This window comes from Betaproteobacteria bacterium, assembly GCA_016720855.1.
Taxonomy (GTDB): domain Bacteria; phylum Pseudomonadota; class Gammaproteobacteria; order Burkholderiales; family Usitatibacteraceae; genus FEB-7.
This window is the reverse complement of sequence record JADKJU010000003.1, coordinates 353688-373013: the sequence shown is the minus strand read 5'-3', so window position 1 is coordinate 373013 and position 19326 is coordinate 353688. Positions and strand designations below refer to the sequence as shown.

The following is a 19326-nucleotide window of genomic DNA, read 5'->3' as shown; positions in this document are numbered from 1 at the left end:
ATGAGCATGCAACGAATCGACTTTGCGGCACGAATCGCCGCCCTCGGAGCCCGGCTGCGCAAGGAAGGGGCCAGCGCCTATGTGGGCACCCGCCAGGCCTCGCTGCACTACCTGAACGGGGCGTTCATGCCCTGGCGCGGCGCCGTGATCGTCACCGCCGACGGCAAGTGCGAGAACGTGTACTGGGCGATGGACGCATCGCGCGTGAAGGCCGAAGGCGAGATCGGCACCCTGCGCGAATTCCACTTCGACGGCATGATCGAGGCGATCCGTGAGGCGCTGGTTTCTCTGGGCGCCAGCAACGGGCGCATCGGCCTGGATCTCAGTCACCCGGGTGCCGCACAGGTCGCCCCGGGCATGCTCACTGCCTCGGAGTACCTCGACCTTGTCGCGACGCTGCCCTCGGCGACATTCGAGAACGGCGTGCGCTGGATCGACGACGTGATGCTTCTCAAGTCTCCTGCGGAGATCGAGCGGCTGCGGCATGCGGCGCATGTCTCGGATATCGGCTTTCGGGCCGGTTTTGCCGCCGTTCGCGAGGGCGTGACGGAGAACCACGTCGCCGGCGTCATCGAGGCGGCGATTCGCGACAACGGCAGCACCTGGGCGTGGGCCGTGACGGGCGGCACCGAGGTGGGCAGCGGGCCGCGGACCGGGTTCCTGCGCGGCGTGACGCAGCAATCCACCGACCGCAAAATCGGGCGCGACGAGTTCGTGATCCTCGACCTGCACCCGATGCTGGATCTCTACCTCGCCGATACGGCGATCCCGGTCTTCATCGGCAAGCCCGATGACACGCAGGCGAAGATGATCGCGTGCTGGGAGGACGTCGCGGCGACCATGCTCGCGAGCCTCAAGCCCGGCCGCCCGATTCCGGACTGCGTGCGCGAAGGCATCGCCACGTTCGCCAAGCATGGCTTCCAGGACTTCGGCCTGCCGCTCTTCGGGCACGGCCTTGGGACGTGCGCGCGAACGCGCCCGTTCATCAACCTGCGCAGCGACGACGTGGTGCAGCCCGGCATGGTGGTCGCGCTCGGCACGCACCTGTATGTGCCCGGCAGCGGCGGCATGCGGCTCGAGTATCCGGCCGTCATCACCGAACGAGGCGCGGAGCCGCTCGTGCAGACACCGGCCAAGGTGCACTACGTGGCCTAGCGTTCCGGATGCACCCAGTCCCGGCTCGGGCGAAGAGGAAGTGGTGCCAGTCCTCCGCGATCCGGCTCATGCCGCAGGTTCGAGTGCCGCGGGAGGCCGGGCCTTCGCGAGGTAGAACCACTCGTTGCCCGCCAGTGCCCTGTGGTCCGGGAAGACGATGTACCCGTCCTCCGGGGCAAGCACTTTCGTGCCGTCGTGGCGCGTGCCGATCAGGTCGCCTTTCGCCAGCCGGTTGAAGCTCGACCACTCGCGGCTGAAAGCGTCGCCCTCGTGTGCGCGGTCGATCACGTCAACGAGGCTCAGGTACTCGTGATCCTGCACCGGTGCGATTGGCGTGGATTTCACGAGGCCCAGGTGCGCGAGCGCGTTGAGGATCGCGCGATAGCCGACCTCGGGCGCGGAGGAATCGTCGTGCTGGCCACATTCGAGCGTGATGGCGCAGCCGCCCACCGATCGCATGTACTCCGTCGTGCCGATGCCGTACTTCGGGTCCGTGTTGAGCGCCTCGGCGCGCGTGGCCGCCTGCCCCAGGCGCTTCAGGCGCCGTTCGACGCCCTTCGCATAGGTCTCCAGCCAGCCATCGACGAAGCGCCGCGCGCCCAGCCGCCGCGCAAGGCCCCGCTCCATCGCGGCGTGCCTGAACGGTTGCAGGGGACCTGCGTTGTCGAAGGGACCCAGCATCGCGAAAGCCGGATTCAACGCACGGGTCGAGTGCAGGTCGAGCAGCACGTCGTGCCGCGCGAGGAGCGGGCAGAGCCAGTTGGCGACGTGATCCTCGAAATCCACGGGGCTCGCGGTCGGCGAAAGGTTGCGGTTGAGGTTACGGTCGCCCGAGCGCTCGCCCTTCGCGTACGCGAGCGGGTTGGTCACGGGCACGAAGGTCACGGTACCCGCGGCGATCCAAAGCCGCCCCGCTTCGAGGTCGTCGATCACACGCCCGATGGCCCTGGTGCCGCAGGTCTCGTTGCCGTGCACCGCGCCGGTGACGATGAGGCGGGGCCCGGCGCCAAGGCCGGAGTAGGTGACGGACTTGAACTGCAGGGAGTCGAGGGGGGTGGTCATGCGGGCGCGGTTCCGGGATGGGGGAGGGGCTCGCCGGGCCGGGAAATCATCCACAAGCCGGCAAAGGTGAGAAAGCCGTTCAGCACGAGGATTTCCAGGCCGACCTGGTACGAACCGAAAAGCGACTGCTGGTTGCGGTCGAGCCAGAAGCACAGCGCGGGCGCGGCAAGCGCCACCGCGGGAACCCACGCGTCCGACAGCCGCCGCCGGGCAAGAATGCCGAAGGCGAAGAGCCCGAGCAGGGGGCCGTAGGTGTAACTCGCGAGCGTGAGGATGAGGCCGATCATGCTCGGGCTCGCCGCCCACTTGAAGGCGAGCATGAGCGCGAGAAAGACGGCGGAGAACCCCAGGTGCACGCGATGGCGGATTCGCGTGCGCGCCTGCTCGGACAGGTCGCGGCGGTGCTTGAGGCCCAGGATGTCGATGCAGAAGCTCGAGGTGAGCGCGGTGATGGCGCCATCCGCGCTCGGGAAGAGGGCCGAGACCAGCGCGACGAGGAAGACGAGCTGCACTGGCGCCGGCAGGTGCCCGAGGACGACGGCGGGGAAGATCCGGTCGCCCGTGGCGGTCACGCCGACCGTCGGCGCAAACAGGTGCAGGAGGCCACCGAGGTACAGGAAGAGGAGCACCACGCCCAGCATGATGAAGGCGAGCGTGACGACGTTCTTCTGCGAATCCCGAAGGGTGCGCACGGAGATGTTCTTCTGCATCATCTCCTGGTCCATGCCCGTCATGGCGATGGCGATGAAGGCGCCGGCGACAAGGTGCTTGAGGAAGAACGACTTGCTGTCCACGTCGGTCGAGAAGATCGTGGAAAGTCCCTGGTCCGCCAGCCGCTCGAGGCTCTGGCCGAATCCCATGTCCAGGTTCGCGAGCAGGCTCGCCACGACGATCGCGAGGCCGCCCAGCATGCACGAGGTCTGCAGCGTGTCCGTCCACACGATGGTCTTCACGCCGCCCTGGTAGGTGTAGGCCAGGATCATCGCCAGGATCACGAGCGCGGTGAGCCAGTACGGCACGCCGATCCCGTCGAGGATCGCCTCCTGCAGGATGTTCGCGACGAGGTAGAGCCGGGCCGTGGCGCCGAGGGTGCGCGACAGGATGAAGAAGCCGGCGCCCGTCTTGTGCGCTCCCCGGCCCAGCCGCGTCTCGAGGAAGTGATAGATCGAGGTGACGTTGTCGCGGTAGTAGATCGGCAGCAGCACGTACGCGATCACCAGGTATCCGGCGAAATACCCGAGGACGATCTGGAAATAGGTGAAGCCGTCGCGCCCCACGGCGCCGGGCACGCTCACGAAGGTGACGCCGCTCAGCGACGTGCCCACCATGCCGAAGGCCACGAGCAGCCAGTGGCTCGACTTGTTCCCGATGAAGAAGCCGTCGTTGGTCGCATCCCGCGAGGTGCGCCAGGCCACCGCGAACAGCACGGCGAAGTACGCCGCGAGCACCGCCAGCATGACGCCGGGAGACATTCAGCCGACGCGCCCGGCCGTGGCCACCATGACTCAGGCTGCCGCGATGCGGATCGACAGGTCCCGCGTGCGTTCGACCAGCGCCCCGTAGCCGCGTTCGATGCGCTGGATCGACGTGATCGTCGTCTCGCCCGTCGCGAGCGCCGCCGCCATCACGTACGCCAGGCCCGCACGCAGGTCCGGCACGTCGAGGGTGAGTCCCTCCGAATGCAGCAGGGTGGGCCCGAGGATCATCGCGCTGTGCGGGAAGTCGCGGCCCCGGAACCGGCAGGCCACGGAGCCCAGGCAATGCGTCTCGATCTGCGTCTTTGCGCCGAGCGCGGAAAGGGCCTCGAGGTAGTCGAAGCGGCGCTCGTAAACCGTCTCGTGGATGACCGAGGTGCCCGAGGCCTGGGTGAGCATCACCGCGAAGGGCTGCTGCCAGTCGGTCGCGAAGCCGGGGAACACGTCCGTCTCGAGGACGATGCTCTTGAGGGCGTGCCGGCGGAAGAAGCGGATCGACTTCGGCCCCTCGATCGCGACGCCGCCGCCGACCGCGTTGAACGGGCCGAAGAAGTTGATGAGCGTGGACGGATCGATGCCGTCCACGGTGATCTCGCCGTCCGTGGCGGCGGCGAGCGCGGCCCACGAGGCGGCCTCGATGCGGTCGCCGAGCACCTCGAACGTGGTGCCGTAGAGCTTGTCCACGCCCTCGATGACGAGCTCGCGGTTCGGACGCAGCTGGATGCGCGCGCCCATCGCGTTCAGCATGGTGATGAGCGCGATGATCTCCGGCTCGGTCGCGACGTTCTCGATGATGCTCGTGCCCTTGGCCAGCACGCCGAGGTAGAGGCAGCTCTCGGTGCCGCCGACGGACGGGTAGGGCAGCGTGTAGTGGCAGGCGCGCAAGGGGCCGCTGCGCCTGGCGTGATAGCCGTCCTTCGCGATCTCGATTTCCGCGCCGAACATGCGCGCCGCGGTCAGGTGGAAGTCCACCGGGCGCGAACCGATGTTGCAGCCCGAGACGAAGGGCACGTGCGCTTCCCCCAGGCGGTGCAGCAGGACGCCGAGCAGGAGGATCGGGATGCGGTTCGAGCCGCTGTCGGGCACCGGCACGCGGGCGGAGCGGATGGCGGACGCATCGACCTGCAGGTTGCCCTCATGGCTCCAGGCGAGCTTCGCGCCGGAAGCCACGAGCAGGTCGCAGGTGATCTCGACGTCGCCGATCCGTGGCGTGTTGAGGAGCGTGGTGGTGCCTTCGGCGAGCAGGGCCGCCACCATCGCCTTGGTCGCGAAGTTCTTCGCGCCGAGGCTGCGGATGCGGCCGCTGACGGGCTGGCCGCCCTGGATCTGGTATCTGGGTGTGAGGGACATTTCCGGTTCGGGTCGGCTTGTCGCGGGGCTGTCCCGCGCGCGGCGAGCGAAAGACAAGGGTGAATGTTACATTGACCGCCCGCGCCGCGCCGCCGCCGTGCAAATCATGGACCGGACCCTTTCCGCCGAAGCCGTTCCCGGCCACCCGGATTTCCGCCCCCTGGCGCGGATCCCCGGCGTGCGCGTGGACCTGCGCTATGCGAGCCGGGGCAATTTCACGGGCCGCGACCTCTACTCGCCGCTCGACTGCGCCTGGCTGCACTGCGACGCGGCGGCGTCCCTCGCGCGATCGGCGCAGTGGCTCGCTCGTGAACGGGAAGGCGCGAGCCTGCTCGTGCTCGACGCGATGCGGCCACAGCGCGTGCAGGAACAGCTCTGGGCCGCGCTCCAGGGAACGGACCTGCTTCGCTACCTGGCCGAGCCGGACCGGGGCTCCATCCATTCGTTCGGCATGGCGGTGGACGTGACGGTGGCGGATGCGCAGGGACGGGAGCTCGACATGGGCACGCCCTTCGACAGCCTGGACGAGCGTTCGCATCCGGCGCTGGAGGAGGGACACCTCGTCACGGGAGCGATCCTTCCGGCGCAGGTGCGGAACCGTGAGCTGCTGCGCGCGGCGATGCGGGAGGGCGGCTGGATGGGCATTTCCACCGAGTGGTGGCACTTCGACTGCGGCGACCGCCTGAAGGTGCGGGCCGGCTACGCGCGCATCCTCTAGGGACGCGGGACTATCGGCGCTTCGCCCCCGCGGCTCCGTCCCGCACCACCGCATCGAGGAACGCGTCGAGGATCGGCCGTGCGACGCTGCCCGTGGCCAGGGGGTGATTGATCATGGCGACGACGACAAGCGGCTCGCCCGCGGCATTCTCGGCGTAGCCCGCCACGGCGGACACGTCCCGCAGGGTCCCGGTCTTGATGCGCGCCTTGCCGGCGGCGGAAGAGCTGTTGAGGCGCTTCCTCATGCCGCCGTCGTAGCCCACGATGGGCAGGGCCGAAACGAATTCCGGCGCCCAGGGGCTTCGGCGGGCCGCGAGCAGCACCGTCGCCAGCTGCGCGGGACGGATGCGTTCCTTTCGCGACAGGCCGGAGCCGTTCTCGAGCACGAGCCCGGCGTCGTCGATGCCCTTTTCCTTCAACCAGGCGCGCACTTCCCGCTCGGCGCGGACGGCGGTATCGCCGCCCGCCGGTCCGCTGTCGAGCGTACCCAGGACGAGGTACACGATGCGCGCGACCGGGTTGTCCGATCGCTTGCTCACGTCGCGCGTGATCTCCGCCAGCGAGCGCGAGGTGTGGCGGGCGAGCGTTCGCCCTCCGGGGGCCGGCGTGAACTTCGTCGTGCCGCGGAAAGTGCCGCCCAGCTCTCGCCAGAGCGCGCGGAACAGCCGGTCCGCGAAATCGACGCGGTCCAGCACGCTGATGTTCGTCGAGGTGTTGCAGTTCTTCGGGAAATCCCCCATCAATCGGATGCGGATGCGGCCGTCCGGACTTCTTTCCACCTGCGGCATCTTCCAGGTGTCCTCCCACAGGGCGCAGGCGCGATCGACGAGGGCCAGGGACGATTCGACGCTCACGCCTTCGAGCGGGGTGGAGGCCGAGACGCGCACCCGGGTCGAATCGGCGTCGATCTCGAGCCCGAGCAGGTAGCCGTTGAGGAAGATCGCGTCCGGGATCACGTTGTAGCGAAACTCCGGCGTCTCGTCGAAGGGCGGCAGCCCCACGTCCGTTCGGGCCGGCTGGAAGAAGCTCGCGTCGAGCACGAAGTCGCCGGCGATCTCGCGGATGCCCTGGTTGCGGGCCGAAACGAGGAGACGCCTGAAGGCGGGCCAATCGAGATCCGGGTCGGCGCCGCCACGCAGCACGAGATCGCCCTGCAGGACGCCATCGGATACCGGTGCAGCGGTGACCAGCTCGCTGCGGCCGCGCCACGCGGGACCGAGGCGTTCGAGCGCCACGATGGCCGTGAGGGTCTTCAGCGTCGAGGCCGGTTGCAGGCTCTCGCCGGCGCGGTGCGCGATCCGGGTCTCGCCGGTGCGCGCATCGAGGACGATCGCTCCCATGGCCTCGGGCGGCACGTGCGCGCCTTGCAGCAACCGGGTGACGGTGTCGGGGAGCTGGGCGGGGGCGGGCAGGCAGAAACACAGGCCGGCGAATGCGGCTACGGCGAGGCGATTGCGCGGGTATTGCATTTCCGGACCGTTGGCAGCAGAGTGCGACGAATTGGTAGTTTATTGGTATTAGCTTCATCGTCGCCGGGAATTTTCGGGTCTCGCGGTCCCGATCCCGGAAGAAATCAAAAAAATACTTAGGGGAGAATCCGCCTTGAACAAGTCCAAGCTTGCGCACGTGGTCGCACTCGTTTTTGCCGCCGGTCCCGCACTGGCCCAGCAGGTGCCGGATCCGAAGGCCCAGAAGATGGAAAAGGTCGAGGTGACGGGCAGCAGCATCAAGCGGGTGCAGGAGGAAGGCGCGATGCCCATCCAGGTGATCACGCGCGAAGAGATCCTGCGGCAAGGCTTCGTGAGCGCCGAGGACCTTGTCATGAAGCTGTCGGCCAACGGCACGGGCGCGGACAACCTGTCTTCGAACGTCGGCATCCAGCTCGGAACCACCGACCGCAACAACAACGGCAATTCCAGCGCGAACCTGCGCGGCCTGGGCGCCGCCAACACGCTGGTCCTGCTGAATGGCCGGCGCGTGTCCACGCACGGCGCGAAGGGCAATGCCGTCGACCTGAACTCCATCCCGCTATCGGCCGTCGAGCGCGTGGAAGTGCTCAAGGACGGTGCCTCGGCGATCTACGGCACGGACGCGATCGGCGGCGTGATCAACTTCATCCTGCGGCGCGACTTCAAGGGCGTCGAGGTGGCGGGGGCGGTCGACGTCACCGAGGATGGCGGCGGCAACGTCTACCGGGCCACGATCCTCGCCGGCACGGGGGACCTCGGCAAGGACCGCTACAACATCATGGCCAACGTCGCCGTGGACCGCCAGGAGATCCTGAACGGCCACGACCGCTCCTTCTCGAACGGGTTCCAGCCCAGCCGGGGCCTTTCGCCCGACACCACCGGGACAACCTTCGCCACGCAGACGGGCCTTTCGGGCACGGCCATGGGCGCCACGTTCCGCACGCCCAGCGGCGGCACGCAGACCTACAACCGGGCCAACCTGCTGGCGTTCACCACTGGTTGCGACAGCTATCCGGGCCAGACCCAGTACCAGACCGTGCTCTGGAACAGCCCCGGGTTCCGCTACGGCTGCGCCTACGACTATGGCGCGGCCGCGGTCATGATCCAGCCGGTGGACCGCGTGAACCTGGTCGCGCGCGGGACCTTCATGGTCACCAACGACGTGACCGCGTTCGCCGAAATCGTCGGCTCGCGCACCAAGGCGACGAAGCAATTCGAGCCCCTCCAGATCACCACGACCGGGAGCTTCTCGGGCATGCAGTATCCGGTCAACGGCCCGTACTACCAGGACCTTTCCGCCTACATCGCGACCTTCAACCCCAACCTGCCCATCGCCTACCGGTGGCGCTGCGACGATTGCGGCGGCCGGACCATCGAGACGACGACGGACAACTACCGCCTGCTCGTGGGCCTCGAAGGGGTGCTCGACGGCAAGTACGACTGGAAGCTCGGCCTGTCCACGGCGGGAAGCAACGCCGACTCCGACCTGGGGCGCGGCTACATGTTCACGGCCCCGCTCACGACGGCGCTGGGAAGCGGCCTGGTGAATCCGTGGCTGCCATACGGGCAGTCGCAGACGCCGGCCGGGCAGGCCCTCCTGGACGCGGCGCGTGCCGACGGCACCAAGCTCTTCGGCGGCGAGTCGCGCCTGCTGCAGGCCGACGGCGCGATTTCCGGGGACCTGATGAAACTGCCGGCCGGCGCCCTCTCGTTCGCCGCGGGTTTCGACCTGCGCCGCGAGAGCTACAAGTTCTCCGACGGCTCCACTGCCACGCAGCCGGTTTACCAGGCCGCCTTCGATGCGGAGTTTCCGAAAGTCGAGCGCACCATCAAGGCCGTCTATGGCGAGCTCCTGGTGCCCATCGTGAAGAACCTCGAGGCGCAGCTGGCCGTGCGCTACGACAACTACAGCGATTTCGGTGGCACCACCAACCCGAAGGTCGCGCTCAAGTGGAACGCGCTCAGCCAGTTGCTCTTTCGTGCCTCGTACCAGGAAGGCTTCCGCGCGCCGAGCTTCTTCCAGCTCTATGGCGCGCAGGGCGACGCCCCGGTGCCGGGCAACGTGGCCGACCCGGTGCTTTGCCCGCTGGCCCCGAACGATCTCTCGGTTTGCGCGATTCGCCCCAACGCGCGCCAGGGCGGCAACAAGGACTTGCAGCCGGAAACCTCGAAGCAGTGGTCCGCCGGATTCGTGATCGAGCCGGCCAAGTGGGCGATGGCGAGCATGGATTTCTGGGAGGTCAAGCGCAGCGACCGCATCTACGAACTCACGCCGCAAGAGGTCCTCGCCAACTACACGACGTTCCCGGAGAACCTGGTACGCGGGACCAACGGGCGGCTCGACGGCCCCGGCGGCTACATCCGCGCCGGATTCGTCAACGCGGATGGCGACATCGCGCGCGGCTTCGACCTGACCGTGCTGTTCAACGGCAACCTCGGCCCGGGCAAGTGGAACGCGGGCCTCGTCGGAACCTACTACGACAGCTTCCGCACCCGCATCTTCGATACGCAGTCCTACACCGAACTGGTGGGGCAATACGCCCGCCGCGACCTCTACGTGCGCTGGAAGCACACGGCGAACTTCACGTACACCCAGGGTCCGTGGAGCGCCTCGCTCTACCAGCAGTACACCGACGGCTACAAGGATGAGGTTCCGGTCGGGGTGGTCCCCGCGGGCTTCGAGACGAAGGTCGACTCCTACATCGTCTATAACGTTTCCGCGAACTACACGGGCTTCAGGAACACGGTGATCACGCTGGGCATCAAGAACCTGCTCAACGAGGATCCGCCCTTCACGGCGCACAACGTGGACTTCGCGGCCGGTGCCGGCTGGGACCCGCGCATCGCCGACCCGCGCGGGCGTTCCTACACCGCGCGCGTGGCCTACACGTTCTAGGCACGCCCCGGCCGTCCTGCCGGACGATTTCCCGCGGCAGGACGGCCAGCCGGATCATGCGCAGGGTGCCCGGCACCCTGCGTTTTTTTCGCTTCCGACCCCGATGCCCCGATGAACGATCGCCTGCCTGCCGCCCCCGCCCGCCGCCGCTTCGGAGCCGGCGCGGCAGCGCTCCTGGCGGCAGCGAGCCTGCCCTCGCATGCGTGGTCCGCGATGTCCGGACCGCTGGTGAAGCCGGCGCGCCTCAGGCGTGGCGACCTCGTGGGGCTGATCGCGCCGGGCGGGGCGATGGAGGACGCGCACATTGAAAAGAGCGTACGCAACATCGAGTCGCTGGGCATGCGGGTGAAGCTGGGCGACAACGTGAGGCTGCGGCGCGGCAACTACTCCGGCTTTCCCCTGCAGCAGGTCGAGGACCTGCACGCGATGTTCCGCGATGCGCAGGTGAAGGCGATCTGGACGGGCCGCGGCGGATCGGGGGGCTCGGCGATGCTGCCCCTCATCGACTACGCGCTGATCCGTGCCCATCCCCGGATCGTCGTCGGTTTCTCGGATGCGACGGCGCTCCACCTGGCGATCCTGCGGCGCGCGGGGCTCGTCACCTTTCATGGCCCCGTCGCGATCTCCAGCTGGACCGACTACTCGCGCGAGCACCTCGTCGCCGCGATCATGGAGCCCAGGCCGACATGGACGATCGAGTCTGCGGCGCAGAACCGCCGCAAGGCCGAGTCGCAGCCGGAATTCGCCGAGCGGGTGATCCGGCCGGGAGTCGCCGCGGGACCGCTCGTGGGCGGCAACCTCGCGGTGCTCACCGCGCTCGTCGGCACGCCCTACGCGGCACAGATGCGGGGCCGGGTCGTCTTCCTGGAGGAAATCAACGAGGCGCCCTACCGCATCAACCGGATGCTCACGCAGCTGGTGCAGAGCGGGGACCTCAAGGAAGCGGCAGCCGTGATGCTGGGCACCTTCATCAAGTGCGTCCCGCCGCCGGGCGAGGCCTCGCTCACGCTGGAGGAGACGCTGGTCGATCTGGTGGAGCCGCTCGGCGTGCCGTCCGCCTACGGGTTCTCGTTCGGGCACATCGCGCATCAATTCACGATACCGATGGGCATACGCGCGCGCGTGGACGCGACCGAGCGCACGCTCACGCTGCTCGAACCCGGGGTCTACTGACCGCGGATCGCGCGCCGGTACAGCGCGGTGAGGATCTTCTCCTCATGGCGATAGAGGCCCGAGTAGGCGCCGCGGTTCTTCTCGGGATCGATCGCCACGCCGCCGATGAGGACGATAAGGCCGTCGCGCGCCTCGCGATTGAAGGCGAAGATGGCCGTGAGGCCCCACGCATCGCCCAGGTGTCCCACACCCGTGAAGCCGCCGCCCTCGACGAGGCGGTCACCGCGGCCCGGGCCGCTCACGTCGAGGAAGTGCTGGTTGCCCAGGCCCCAGGCGTTGAAGAGGTCCTTGTGGCCCTCCTCGGAGCGGCTGTCGCCATTTTTCGCGGTGGCGTCGTATCGCCACTGCTCCGCAAGCATCGCGTCCACGGTTTCGCTGCGCAGGAACGGCTTCGCGTCGACGAGCCCGCCGTCCATGAGCATGCGCATGATGCGCGCCAGGCCTGCAGCGCTGGTCCTGAGGCCCCCTTGCGGCGCGAAGAGCGTGCCGTTGGTGCCCGGCTTGTAGTCGGGCCCGGCGCGGGGCACGGGCGCCTCGCGCGAGTAGTCGTCCACCTGCGCCGTCCACGGACCGTCGGGCGATTGCCAGTGGTCCTTCCCGTCGATCGTCTCGCGCTTGCGGTAGAGGGCCGCGAGGTTGGCCATCTCGGCACGCGAGAATTCGGCCGGATTGAAGCCGCCCGGGACGCCCAGCGGCTCGAGGACGAGCCGCTTCATGAGGCGGTCGAATCGCTCGCCCGTTGCGGCCTCCATGACCTCGGCCACGACGCCCCAGGGCAGGTTGGCATACGAAAACCAGGCGCCGGGCTTCGCGTTGCGCGCCCACGCCGCGCCATCGCCGTAAAGGCTGCCGCCCGGAAGCAGCACGTCGCGCAGCCGATGCCCGCGGTCCCAGAAGTAGCCCGCGTCGTCGCGCAGCGAGGAAGTGTGGGTGACGAGCATGCGCAGCGTGACCGGGTCGTCGGGGAAGTGCGGGTTGCGCAGCCGGTAGCCCAGGTAGACGGACACATCGCGGTCGAGATCGAGCCGGCCAGCTTCCGCGAGACGCAGGACGCCGAGCGTGGTGACGAGCTTCGAGATCGAGGCGATGCGATAGAGCGTCTGCCCGTCCGCCGGCGGCCCGCTGCCGGGGTTCGTCCCGTCGATGCGCCGGCGGCCGAACTGGCGTTCGTACACGACCTTGCCGCCACGCAGCGCGGCGACCGAAAGACTCGCCAGGGGATAGGCGGGATCGTCCGCGATCGCGGCGAGCTGCGCGTCGAGGCTGGCCGCAGAGGCGGTCTCGCTGCCGGGCGAGGCGAAGGACATCGACAGGATTCCCGAGGCGAGGGTGGCCGCGATCAGGAAACAGCTAGGGCGCATTCGCCGGCGCCGAGGTCATGACGTCCAGTATCGCCGCCGTCTCCGCGTCGGGCACGCCGTCGAACCGGGATTGCCGGTATTTCATCTGGAAAGCTCCCAGCACCTTCTGCGTGGCGACGTCGAGCTCGCCGGTGTGCGGAACGGCGAAGCCGTGGTCCGAGAGCTTCTGCTGGAACCAGTCGATGCCGGGCAGCTGCGCTTCGTACGCGACGCGCCGCTCGGCCACGAGCGCCGCATCGGGCCAGGGAATGAGCCCTTCGTCGGCGAGGCGTTTCCACGGAAACTTCGGGCCGGGGTCCACCTTGCGCTGCGGTGCGATGTCGCTGTGCCCCAGGATGCGGTCGGGGCGGATCTCGTGCCGGGCCACGATCCACTTCACGAGGGCGATCACCGCGTCGATCTGCTCCTTCGGGTATTCCTCCCATTCGATGCCCTGGTCGGCCAGCCGGTTGCCGGCATTCACGATCTCGATGCCGATGGAGGCCGCGTTGAGCGCGGTCTGCCCTTTCCACGAGCTCACGCCCGCGTGATAGGCGCGCCGCGACTCGTCCACGAGGCCGTAGATTTCCACCGGATTGTCGCGCACGAGGTAATGGCTGCTCACCGGGCCTTCGGTGAGCACCTTCAGCGACGAGGCGTAGCTGCCCCACGTAAAGTGCAGGATGAGGTACTGGGCGCGGCTGTCCTGGCTCGCGGCGTTGTATGACCGGTCGATGGGCGGGCCGCCTGCGCACCCGGCGAGCAGGGCGGCGGCGAACAGGAGGAGGAATTTCTTCATCGGGGATTTCCGTGGAGGTCGTCAGGGGGGGAGCCGGCACGGCGAGTGCACGCGGCCTTGAGGGCGAGCCGGGCGGCGGCATGGTGCCCGTGGCTTGCGCAAATCCGCAGCTCGGTTCCGGCAGGCAGTGCTTCGCGCATCGCCTGGCCGATGAGCGGGTGCAATTCCACCGCGCGGCCTGCGAGGGCAATGGGGCGCGGTCCGTGGCGGCTCGTCATTGCGTTCGCGAGGCGGGCAAGCTCCCGGCCGGCAGCACGCAGGATGCCCGCCGCCACGGGGTCGGCGTCGGCGGCCTTGGCGACGGCGAGCGCGAGGCGGCCGATGTCGCCGCGGTCGCTTCCGTACACGAAGCGCCGGGAGTGCGACCAGTCGGAGCCGCCGACGAGTTGAAAGACTTCACGGGCCATCGGCGAATCCTGCCAGCTTCCCGGGCATTCGTCTTCCGCGCGCCAGATGTGGCGCAGCGCCTCGCGCGCGATCCAGAACCCGCCACCGCCGTCGTCCAGCGTGACACCGCGGCCTCCTGCGCGATGCAGGTTGCCTTCGGCGTCGATGAAGGCCGCGACCGAGCCCGTGCCCGCATGGACCACGTAGCCTTCCCCGGGCGCGAAGAGATCCAGGCAGGCCGTCTCGATGTCGCTGCCGAGGGTCACCGCCTCGGGGGCAATGCCGAGGGGCTGCGCGATGAGTTCGCGGATCGGGCCGCTGTCCTCGCCGAAACCCGAGAGGCCGGCGTGGGCGCTCGCCGGATGACCGTGCACCAGGACGGCCGCTGCAAGATCCGCGAGCGTTTCGCGAAGGCGTGCGCGCTCGCCCTTGCCCAGCTGAAGCGCGCTCAAGCCTCCCACATGCCCCTGCGCGACGATTCGTTCCGGCATGCAGACGAGCGCCCATCGGGTGCGCGTGCCGCCCGCGTCGATGCCCAGCGCAAGCAGGGAGCCGCTGTCGTCAGGGCGCGTCACATTCCCTCCTTTGCTGCCTTCGCGCTCGCGCCCGGCGGGAGGACGGTCACGCGGTCGCTTTCGGCGCCCAGCCGGTCGATCGCGGAGACGACGAGCGCTTCCAGCACGCGGTCGCCCGCACGCATGGGGACCCGGACTTCGCTGGTCGAGGCGGGCACCACCGAAAATACCCAGTCGGTCTCGTATCGGGACCACACGGCCACGAGCCAGGACGACGGGGCGGCACGAATCTCGAGAACCGCCATGCCCGGCATGTCCGTGTCGCCGCGCGCCTGTGCGGACGGAGCCGGCGGAGGTGCGTTTCCCAGCCAGGGCGTGGCGGGCACGAGGGCCGGCGCCGCGTACGACGAAGCCTGCAGGCGGTCCGCAATGGCCTTCCGGTTGTCGCGTAGCGCCGCCATGCTGAAGTGGATGTGGCCCGTCGCGCCGTGCGCCCGGGAGAGCGACACCTGGCCGAGGATCTCCCCGGCCGTCCACGATTTCGGCGTGTCATCGATGCGGCTGGTGAAAAGACCGGGCCAGATGTGGCGCCCGCGCGCGTTCTCGCCCTGCCAGTAGTCGAGCAGCGTGCCGAACGCATGCGGCGCATCGTCGATGGGCCAGTAGAGCTGCGGCGCAAGGTAGTCGAGCCAGCCGTTCGCGAGCCAGAGCTCGACGTCCGCGTAGAGCTTGTCGTATTGACTGAAACCCGTGATGCCGGGGGGGCGTCGGTCTGGCCGCCCGATCCCGAAGGGGCTGATGCCGAAGCGCACCCACGGCTTTTCGTCGTGGACCGCCCGGTCGATGCGCTCCATGAGCCGGTTCACGTTGCGGCGCCGCCAGTCCGCGCGCGCAAGCGTTCCTCCGGCGCCGAGATACGCCTGCCAGGACGGCTCGTCGGGGAAGCCGATCTCGAGGCCCGCCTCGGGGGGCGTGCCGGGCACGGCGGTCGGATAGGGATAGAAATAGTCGTCGATGTGCACGCCATCGATGTCATAGCGGCGCACGACGTCGAGGATCACCGCGAGGGTGTGCCGGGCGGCGTCGGGCTCGCCCGGATCGAGCCAGAGATAGGTGCCGTAGGATTTCGCGAGGCCCGGCGCGATGCTGGCAATGTGGTTCTGCGCGAGCGGACCTTTCGCCGACGGATGGCGCGCGCGGTACGGGTTGAACCACGCGTGCAGCTCGAGCCCGTTCCGATGGGCCTCCTCGATCCAGAGCGCGAGCGGGTCGTAGAAGGGTTCGGGCGCCTTGCCCTGCGTGCCGGTGAGGTACTCCGACCAGGGCTCGAGGGCCGAGGGATAGAGGGCGTCAGCGGCCGGGCGCACCTGCAGGATGAGTGCATTGAGTCCCGTCGATTTCGCGCGCTCCACGAGGCGGCGGATCTCGGCCTTCTGCGCCTGCACGGAAAGCCCGGGCCGGCTCGGCCAGTCGATATTGGCGACCGAGGCGATCCACGCGGCGCGGAACTCCCGCGGAGCGGGCGGTGGCCCCGGCCCGGACGCAACGCCCGGCGCTTCCAGGCCGGCGCATCCGGAAACGGCGAGCGCGAGCGCGGCGACGAGCGCGCGGCGCTCGAGGCCGGTAGGCGTCAGGCTTTCACGAACCATTGCTTCTTCCACATGACCCAGGCCACGGCGAACAGGACCGCGTTGAAGGCGATCGCGAAGAGAAGGGACGCATTCTCGGACGAAACGGGCAGCGCGCGAAAGGGCGCGTAGAGCCACGCCTTGATCGTGACGGGCGCGCCCTGCGTGCCCGGGACCGTGAGCACGCCGAGCAGGCGCGCCACGAAGCCCGAAAAGGCGAACAGGAAGAGCGCATTCATCCCGTAGATCGTGAACGGGAGAAGTGCGCGTCGCGAGGCCTCGCGGAGGGGCGCGTGCGCGGCCGCATCCATGGCCGTGAAGAGCGCGGCAAAGGCCAGGAGCGACCACCCCGTCATGAACACGCAGTACGAGGGGGTCCAGAGGTTCTTGTTGATCGGCATCAGCACGTCGTCCAGGGCCAGTCCCGCGGCGAGGCATGCCAGGCCGGCGAGCGCCAGGCCATTGGCGTGCGCGGCACGGCTTCGAGACGACTGGAGCCAGGCGCCTGCCAGCACGCCGAAGAGCAGGCTCGCCACGGCGGGAAGCGTGCTCACGAGACCTTCCGGGTCCCACGTCCTCGACCCGGACCACAGGTGCCCATCGAAAAGCCGGCGGTCCACGAACGAAGCGAAATCGCGGCCGGGCTCGAGGGCACCCGCGACGACGACCCCGTTCGCATCGGGAACGGGAAGAAGGAGCATCGGCACCGTGTACGCCGCAAGAAGAGCGGCGATCGCCACGGCGATTGCGCGCGGACCCGCCCAGACGACGACGGGTGCGGCCACGAGCACGCACAGGGCGATGCGCTGCAGGACGCCGGGGACGCGCACCGTCGCGACATCGAACGACGGCACGAAGTTGAGCGCGAGGCCCACGGCGAGAATGATGGCGGCACGCTTCGCCATGGCCCGCAGGAGGGCGGGCTTGTCGTCGCCGGCCTGCGCGCGCCGCCCGAGCGAGAGCGCCATCGAGACGCCGGCGATGAACAGGAAGAAGGGGAAGACGAGGTCGGTGAACGTCCAGCCGCTCCAGGGCGCGTGCGCGAGCGGGCCGTGCAGGTGGTTCCAGTCCCCTGGGTTGTTCACGAGCACCATGCTCGCGATGGCGAACCCGCGAAAGGCATCGAGCGAGGCCAGGCGCGCTCTCTCAGGCGGGCCGGCCGGCATGGCGGTCCTTGCTTCCGAAATCCGCGGGAATGCGCAGCAGCGCCGTCACCGCGATCGAAGGCAGCGTGGCGATGCACACCCACACGAAGAAATTCGCATAGCCGAGCTGCTCCTGTATCCAGCCGCTCGCCATGCCGGGCAGCATCATCCCGAGCGCCATGAATCCGGTGAGAATCGCGTAGTGCGCCGTCTTGTGCGGGCCATCGGCCACGAGAATCATGAACAGCAGGTAGGCCGCGAAGCCGAAACCGTAACCGAACTGCTCGATGGCGATCGCGAGGGCGACGACCGCGAGGTTCGCGGGCATCGTGAAGGCCAGGTACACGAAAGCGAGGTTCGGCAGGTGGACCGCGAGCACCATCGGCCAGAGCCAGCGCTTCAGACCGTGACGCGAAATGGCGTAGCCCCCGACGATGCCGCCCACGGTGAGCGCGGCCACGCCGATCGTGCCATAGACCAGGCCCACGTCCGCGGTGGAGAGCCCGAGGCCTCCTTTCGCGCCGGCGTCGAGCAGGAAGGGCGCCATGAGCTTGAGCGCCTGGGCCTCCCCGGCGCGGAAGAGGAGCAGGAACGCAAGGGTGACGACGATGTCCTTCTTCGCGAAGAAGGTGGAGAACGTCTCGGCGAAGCCCGCGGCGAGGCTCGCGCCCGCGGGCACGGGCCGGTCGGCGGGCGGGCGCGGCAGCACAAGGCGATGCCAGGCGTGGAGCGCCACGAAGATCCCGGCAAGAACCGCGAACACGATCGACCAGGCGAACACGACGTCGCCCGTGAACTCCCCCAGCCGGCCCGCGAGGAAGACGAGCCCACCCTGTCCGGCGATCATCGCGGCGCGGTAGAAGGCGCTCCTCACGCCCACGAAGGCAGCCTGCTCGCGCTCCTCGAGGGCGAGCATGTAGAACCCGTCGGCGGCGATATCGTGCGTGGCCGAGCTGAAGGCCATCAGCCAGAACACGGCAAGGGTGAGCTGGAAGAAATGGTCCATCGGCAGCGTGAGCGCCACCAGCGCCAGCGCCGTGCCGATGGCGAACTGGAGCACTACCACCCACCGGCGCTTCGTCCCGAAGAGGTCCACGAGCGGTGACCAGAGCGGCTTGATCACCCACGGCAGGTACAGCCAGCTCGTGTAGAGGGCGATGTCGGTGTTGGAGATGCCGAGGTTCTTGTAGAGGATGACCGAGAGCGTCATCACCACCACGTACGGCAGCCCCTCACCGAAATAGAGCGTCGGGATCCATGCCCATGGCGAAAAGGGGACAGACCCCTTTTCCGGAAAGGGGGTCTGTCCCCCTTTTTGTCCTGAGCTCAATCGGCGAGGGCGGCGCGCACGCTGCCGTGCACCGCAGCCAGGCGGGCCCGGGCCTGGGCCGGGTCGATGCCCTTCGCGATCGCGACGATGGCGACCTTCACCTGGAAACCGCTTGCCTCGAGCGTCTCCTGCGCGAGAGCCTCGTCGGCGCCCGTGGCCAGGGCCGTGAGGCGGATCGCGCGGTGCACGAGCTTGGCGTTGGTGGGCTTGAGATCCACCATGAGGTTGCCGTACACCTTGTGCATGCGCACCATCACCGCCGAGGAGAACGTGTTGAGCGCGATCTTCTGCGCCGTCCCTGCCTTGAGGCGCGTGCTCCCCGAGACGAGCTCGTGGCCGGTGTCCAGCGTGATGCCGATCTGCGCCTCGCGCGTCACCGGGGTGTCCGTGTTGTTGGCGATCCCGATCGTGAGCGCGCCGGCGCCGCGCGCCGCGTGCAGGGCGCCCAGCACGTAAGGCGTCGCGCCGGACGCGGCGATGAGAAGGACCACGTCCGCCGGGCCGACCGCCGCGCCGCGCACGTCGGCGGCCCCCAGGTCGCAATCGTCCTCGGCGCCCTCGACGGCGACGTGGATCGCGCGCGGTCCGCCGGCAAGCAACGCCAACGCGCGCTCGGGAGGCCACGAGAACGTGGGATAGAGCTCGACGCTGTCGAGCAGGCCCAGGCGGCCCGAGGTGCCCGCGCCAACATAGACCAGGCGGCCCCCGGCCTCGAGCCGCGCAACGGCGGCCGTGACGGCGGCGGCGATCTGCGAGGCGGCGGCGCGCACCGCGGTCGAGGCGGCAGCCTGGTCGTGGATGAAGGCTTCGACCAGGTCGTGCGTCGAGTACTCGTCGAGCCGCGAGTGCTCGGGATGGGGAACTTCGGTCTTGGGCGTGGCCATG

The 19326-nt window shown here is 68.8% G+C and carries 15 protein-coding genes; 4 read left to right on the top strand and 11 right to left on the bottom strand.

Annotated features, from left to right (window positions below; genetic code table 11):
* Window positions 1-6: 6 nt before the first annotated feature.
* Window positions 7-1155 carry an aminopeptidase P family protein gene (locus tag IPP91_15375; protein ID MBL0143447.1) on the top strand — a complete coding sequence of 383 codons (1149 nt, stop codon included), beginning with the start codon at window positions 7-9 and terminating at the stop codon, window positions 1153-1155.
* Between the two features lie 66 nt (window positions 1156-1221).
* Here the strand turns inward: IPP91_15375 and IPP91_15370 are convergent, their stop codons facing one another.
* Genes IPP91_15370 through murA form a run of 3 tightly spaced genes read right to left on the bottom strand, consistent with a single transcriptional unit; the run spans window position 1222 to window position 5042 of the window.
* Window positions 1222-2217: a succinylglutamate desuccinylase/aspartoacylase family protein gene (locus IPP91_15370; protein ID MBL0143446.1), complete on the bottom strand. Its 996-nt coding sequence runs from the start codon at window positions 2215-2217 to the stop codon at window positions 1222-1224.
* Entirely contained in the window at window positions 2214-3689 is a 1476-nt protein-coding gene (locus tag IPP91_15365) for a sodium:solute symporter (GenBank protein MBL0143445.1), read from the bottom strand. The genes IPP91_15370 and IPP91_15365 overlap by 4 nt, the downstream gene beginning before the upstream one ends.
* Before the next feature lie 33 nt (window positions 3690-3722).
* Window positions 3723-5042 carry a UDP-N-acetylglucosamine 1-carboxyvinyltransferase gene (murA, locus tag IPP91_15360; GenBank protein ID MBL0143444.1) on the bottom strand — a complete coding sequence of 440 codons (1320 nt, stop codon included), beginning with the start codon at window positions 5040-5042 and terminating at the stop codon, window positions 3723-3725.
* 106 nt (window positions 5043-5148) lie between these two features.
* On the opposite strand from murA, the gene IPP91_15355 reads away from it, so the two are divergent.
* Window positions 5149-5760 (top strand): M15 family metallopeptidase, encoded by a 612-nt coding sequence (locus IPP91_15355; GenBank protein MBL0143443.1) that lies wholly within the window; start codon window positions 5149-5151, stop codon window positions 5758-5760.
* A 10-nt stretch (window positions 5761-5770) separates the two neighbouring features.
* Here IPP91_15355 and dacB read toward each other — a convergent pair whose 3' ends face one another.
* On the bottom strand, window positions 5771-7228 hold the full coding sequence (gene dacB, locus IPP91_15350; GenBank protein ID MBL0143442.1) for a D-alanyl-D-alanine carboxypeptidase/D-alanyl-D-alanine-endopeptidase: 1458 nt from the start codon (window positions 7226-7228) through the stop codon (window positions 5771-5773).
* Between the two features lie 226 nt (window positions 7229-7454).
* On the opposite strand from dacB, the gene IPP91_15345 reads away from it, so the two are divergent.
* Together IPP91_15345 and IPP91_15340 are read left to right on the top strand one after the other, a co-directional pair.
* On the top strand, window positions 7455-10124 hold the full coding sequence (locus IPP91_15345; protein MBL0143441.1) for a TonB-dependent receptor: 2670 nt from the start codon (window positions 7455-7457) through the stop codon (window positions 10122-10124).
* A gap of 111 nt (window positions 10125-10235) precedes the next feature.
* The gene (locus tag IPP91_15340) at window positions 10236-11297 is read left to right on the top strand and encodes an LD-carboxypeptidase (protein MBL0143440.1); all 1062 of its coding nucleotides are present in this window, start codon (window positions 10236-10238) and stop codon (window positions 11295-11297) included.
* On the opposite strand, the gene IPP91_15335 is transcribed toward IPP91_15340, so the two are convergent.
* The 7 genes from IPP91_15335 to IPP91_15305 all read right to left on the bottom strand — a co-directional run bounded on the left by IPP91_15335 (window position 11291) and on the right by IPP91_15305 (window position 19325).
* Window positions 11291-12658: a beta-lactamase family protein gene (locus tag IPP91_15335; GenBank protein ID MBL0143439.1), complete on the bottom strand. Its 1368-nt coding sequence runs from the start codon at window positions 12656-12658 to the stop codon at window positions 11291-11293. The two genes, IPP91_15340 and IPP91_15335, sit on opposite strands and share 7 nt — an antisense overlap.
* Window positions 12648-13436, bottom strand: coding sequence for an N-acetylmuramoyl-L-alanine amidase (locus IPP91_15330; GenBank protein ID MBL0143438.1), 789 nt, complete (start codon window positions 13434-13436; stop codon window positions 12648-12650). Before IPP91_15330 ends, IPP91_15335 begins: the two co-directional genes overlap by 11 nt.
* Window positions 13433-14398, bottom strand: coding sequence for an ATPase (locus IPP91_15325; protein MBL0143437.1), 966 nt, complete (start codon window positions 14396-14398; stop codon window positions 13433-13435). Before IPP91_15325 ends, IPP91_15330 begins: the two co-directional genes overlap by 4 nt.
* Window positions 14395-15987 (bottom strand): family 10 glycosylhydrolase, encoded by a 1593-nt coding sequence (locus tag IPP91_15320; GenBank protein ID MBL0143436.1) that lies wholly within the window; start codon window positions 15985-15987, stop codon window positions 14395-14397. Before IPP91_15320 ends, IPP91_15325 begins: the two co-directional genes overlap by 4 nt.
* Complete coding sequence (locus tag IPP91_15315) at window positions 15969-17132, bottom strand: DUF1624 domain-containing protein (GenBank protein MBL0143435.1); 1164 nt, start codon at window positions 17130-17132, stop codon at window positions 15969-15971. Before IPP91_15315 ends, IPP91_15320 begins: the two co-directional genes overlap by 19 nt.
* Entirely contained in the window at window positions 17113-18321 is a 1209-nt protein-coding gene (locus IPP91_15310) for an MFS transporter (protein ID MBL0143434.1), read from the bottom strand. The genes IPP91_15315 and IPP91_15310 overlap by 20 nt, the downstream gene beginning before the upstream one ends.
* A 116-nt stretch (window positions 18322-18437) precedes the next feature.
* Window positions 18438-19325, bottom strand: a complete 888-nt coding sequence (locus IPP91_15305; protein MBL0143433.1) for an N-acetylmuramic acid 6-phosphate etherase — start codon at window positions 19323-19325, stop codon at window positions 18438-18440.
* Window position 19326: the final 1 nt, after the last annotated feature.

Bases quoted from the DNA above. Each gene is read 5' to 3' on its own strand.
- IPP91_15375 (MBL0143447.1), top strand. From the start codon at position 7: ATGCAACGAATCGACTTTGCGGCACGAATCGCCGCCCTCGGAGCCCGG.
- IPP91_15370 (MBL0143446.1), bottom strand. From the start codon at position 2,217: ATGACCACCCCCCTCGACTCCCTGCAGTTCAAGTCCGTCACCTACTCC.
- IPP91_15365 (MBL0143445.1), bottom strand. From the start codon at position 3,689: ATGTCTCCCGGCGTCATGCTGGCGGTGCTCGCGGCGTACTTCGCCGTG.
- murA (MBL0143444.1), bottom strand. From the start codon at position 5,042: ATGTCCCTCACACCCAGATACCAGATCCAGGGCGGCCAGCCCGTCAGC.
- IPP91_15355 (MBL0143443.1), top strand. From the start codon at position 5,149: ATGGACCGGACCCTTTCCGCCGAAGCCGTTCCCGGCCACCCGGATTTC.
- dacB (MBL0143442.1), bottom strand. From the start codon at position 7,228: ATGCAATACCCGCGCAATCGCCTCGCCGTAGCCGCATTCGCCGGCCTG.
- IPP91_15345 (MBL0143441.1), top strand. From the start codon at position 7,455: ATGGAAAAGGTCGAGGTGACGGGCAGCAGCATCAAGCGGGTGCAGGAG.
- IPP91_15340 (MBL0143440.1), top strand. From the start codon at position 10,236: ATGAACGATCGCCTGCCTGCCGCCCCCGCCCGCCGCCGCTTCGGAGCC.
- IPP91_15335 (MBL0143439.1), bottom strand. From the start codon at position 12,658: ATGCGCCCTAGCTGTTTCCTGATCGCGGCCACCCTCGCCTCGGGAATC.
- IPP91_15330 (MBL0143438.1), bottom strand. From the start codon at position 13,436: ATGAAGAAATTCCTCCTCCTGTTCGCCGCCGCCCTGCTCGCCGGGTGC.
- IPP91_15320 (MBL0143436.1), bottom strand. From the start codon at position 15,987: ATGGTTCGTGAAAGCCTGACGCCTACCGGCCTCGAGCGCCGCGCGCTC.
- IPP91_15315 (MBL0143435.1), bottom strand. From the start codon at position 17,132: ATGCCGGCCGGCCCGCCTGAGAGAGCGCGCCTGGCCTCGCTCGATGCC.
- IPP91_15310 (MBL0143434.1), bottom strand. From the start codon at position 18,321: ATGACGCTCTCGGTCATCCTCTACAAGAACCTCGGCATCTCCAACACC.
- IPP91_15305 (MBL0143433.1), bottom strand. From the start codon at position 19,325: ATGGCCACGCCCAAGACCGAAGTTCCCCATCCCGAGCACTCGCGGCTC.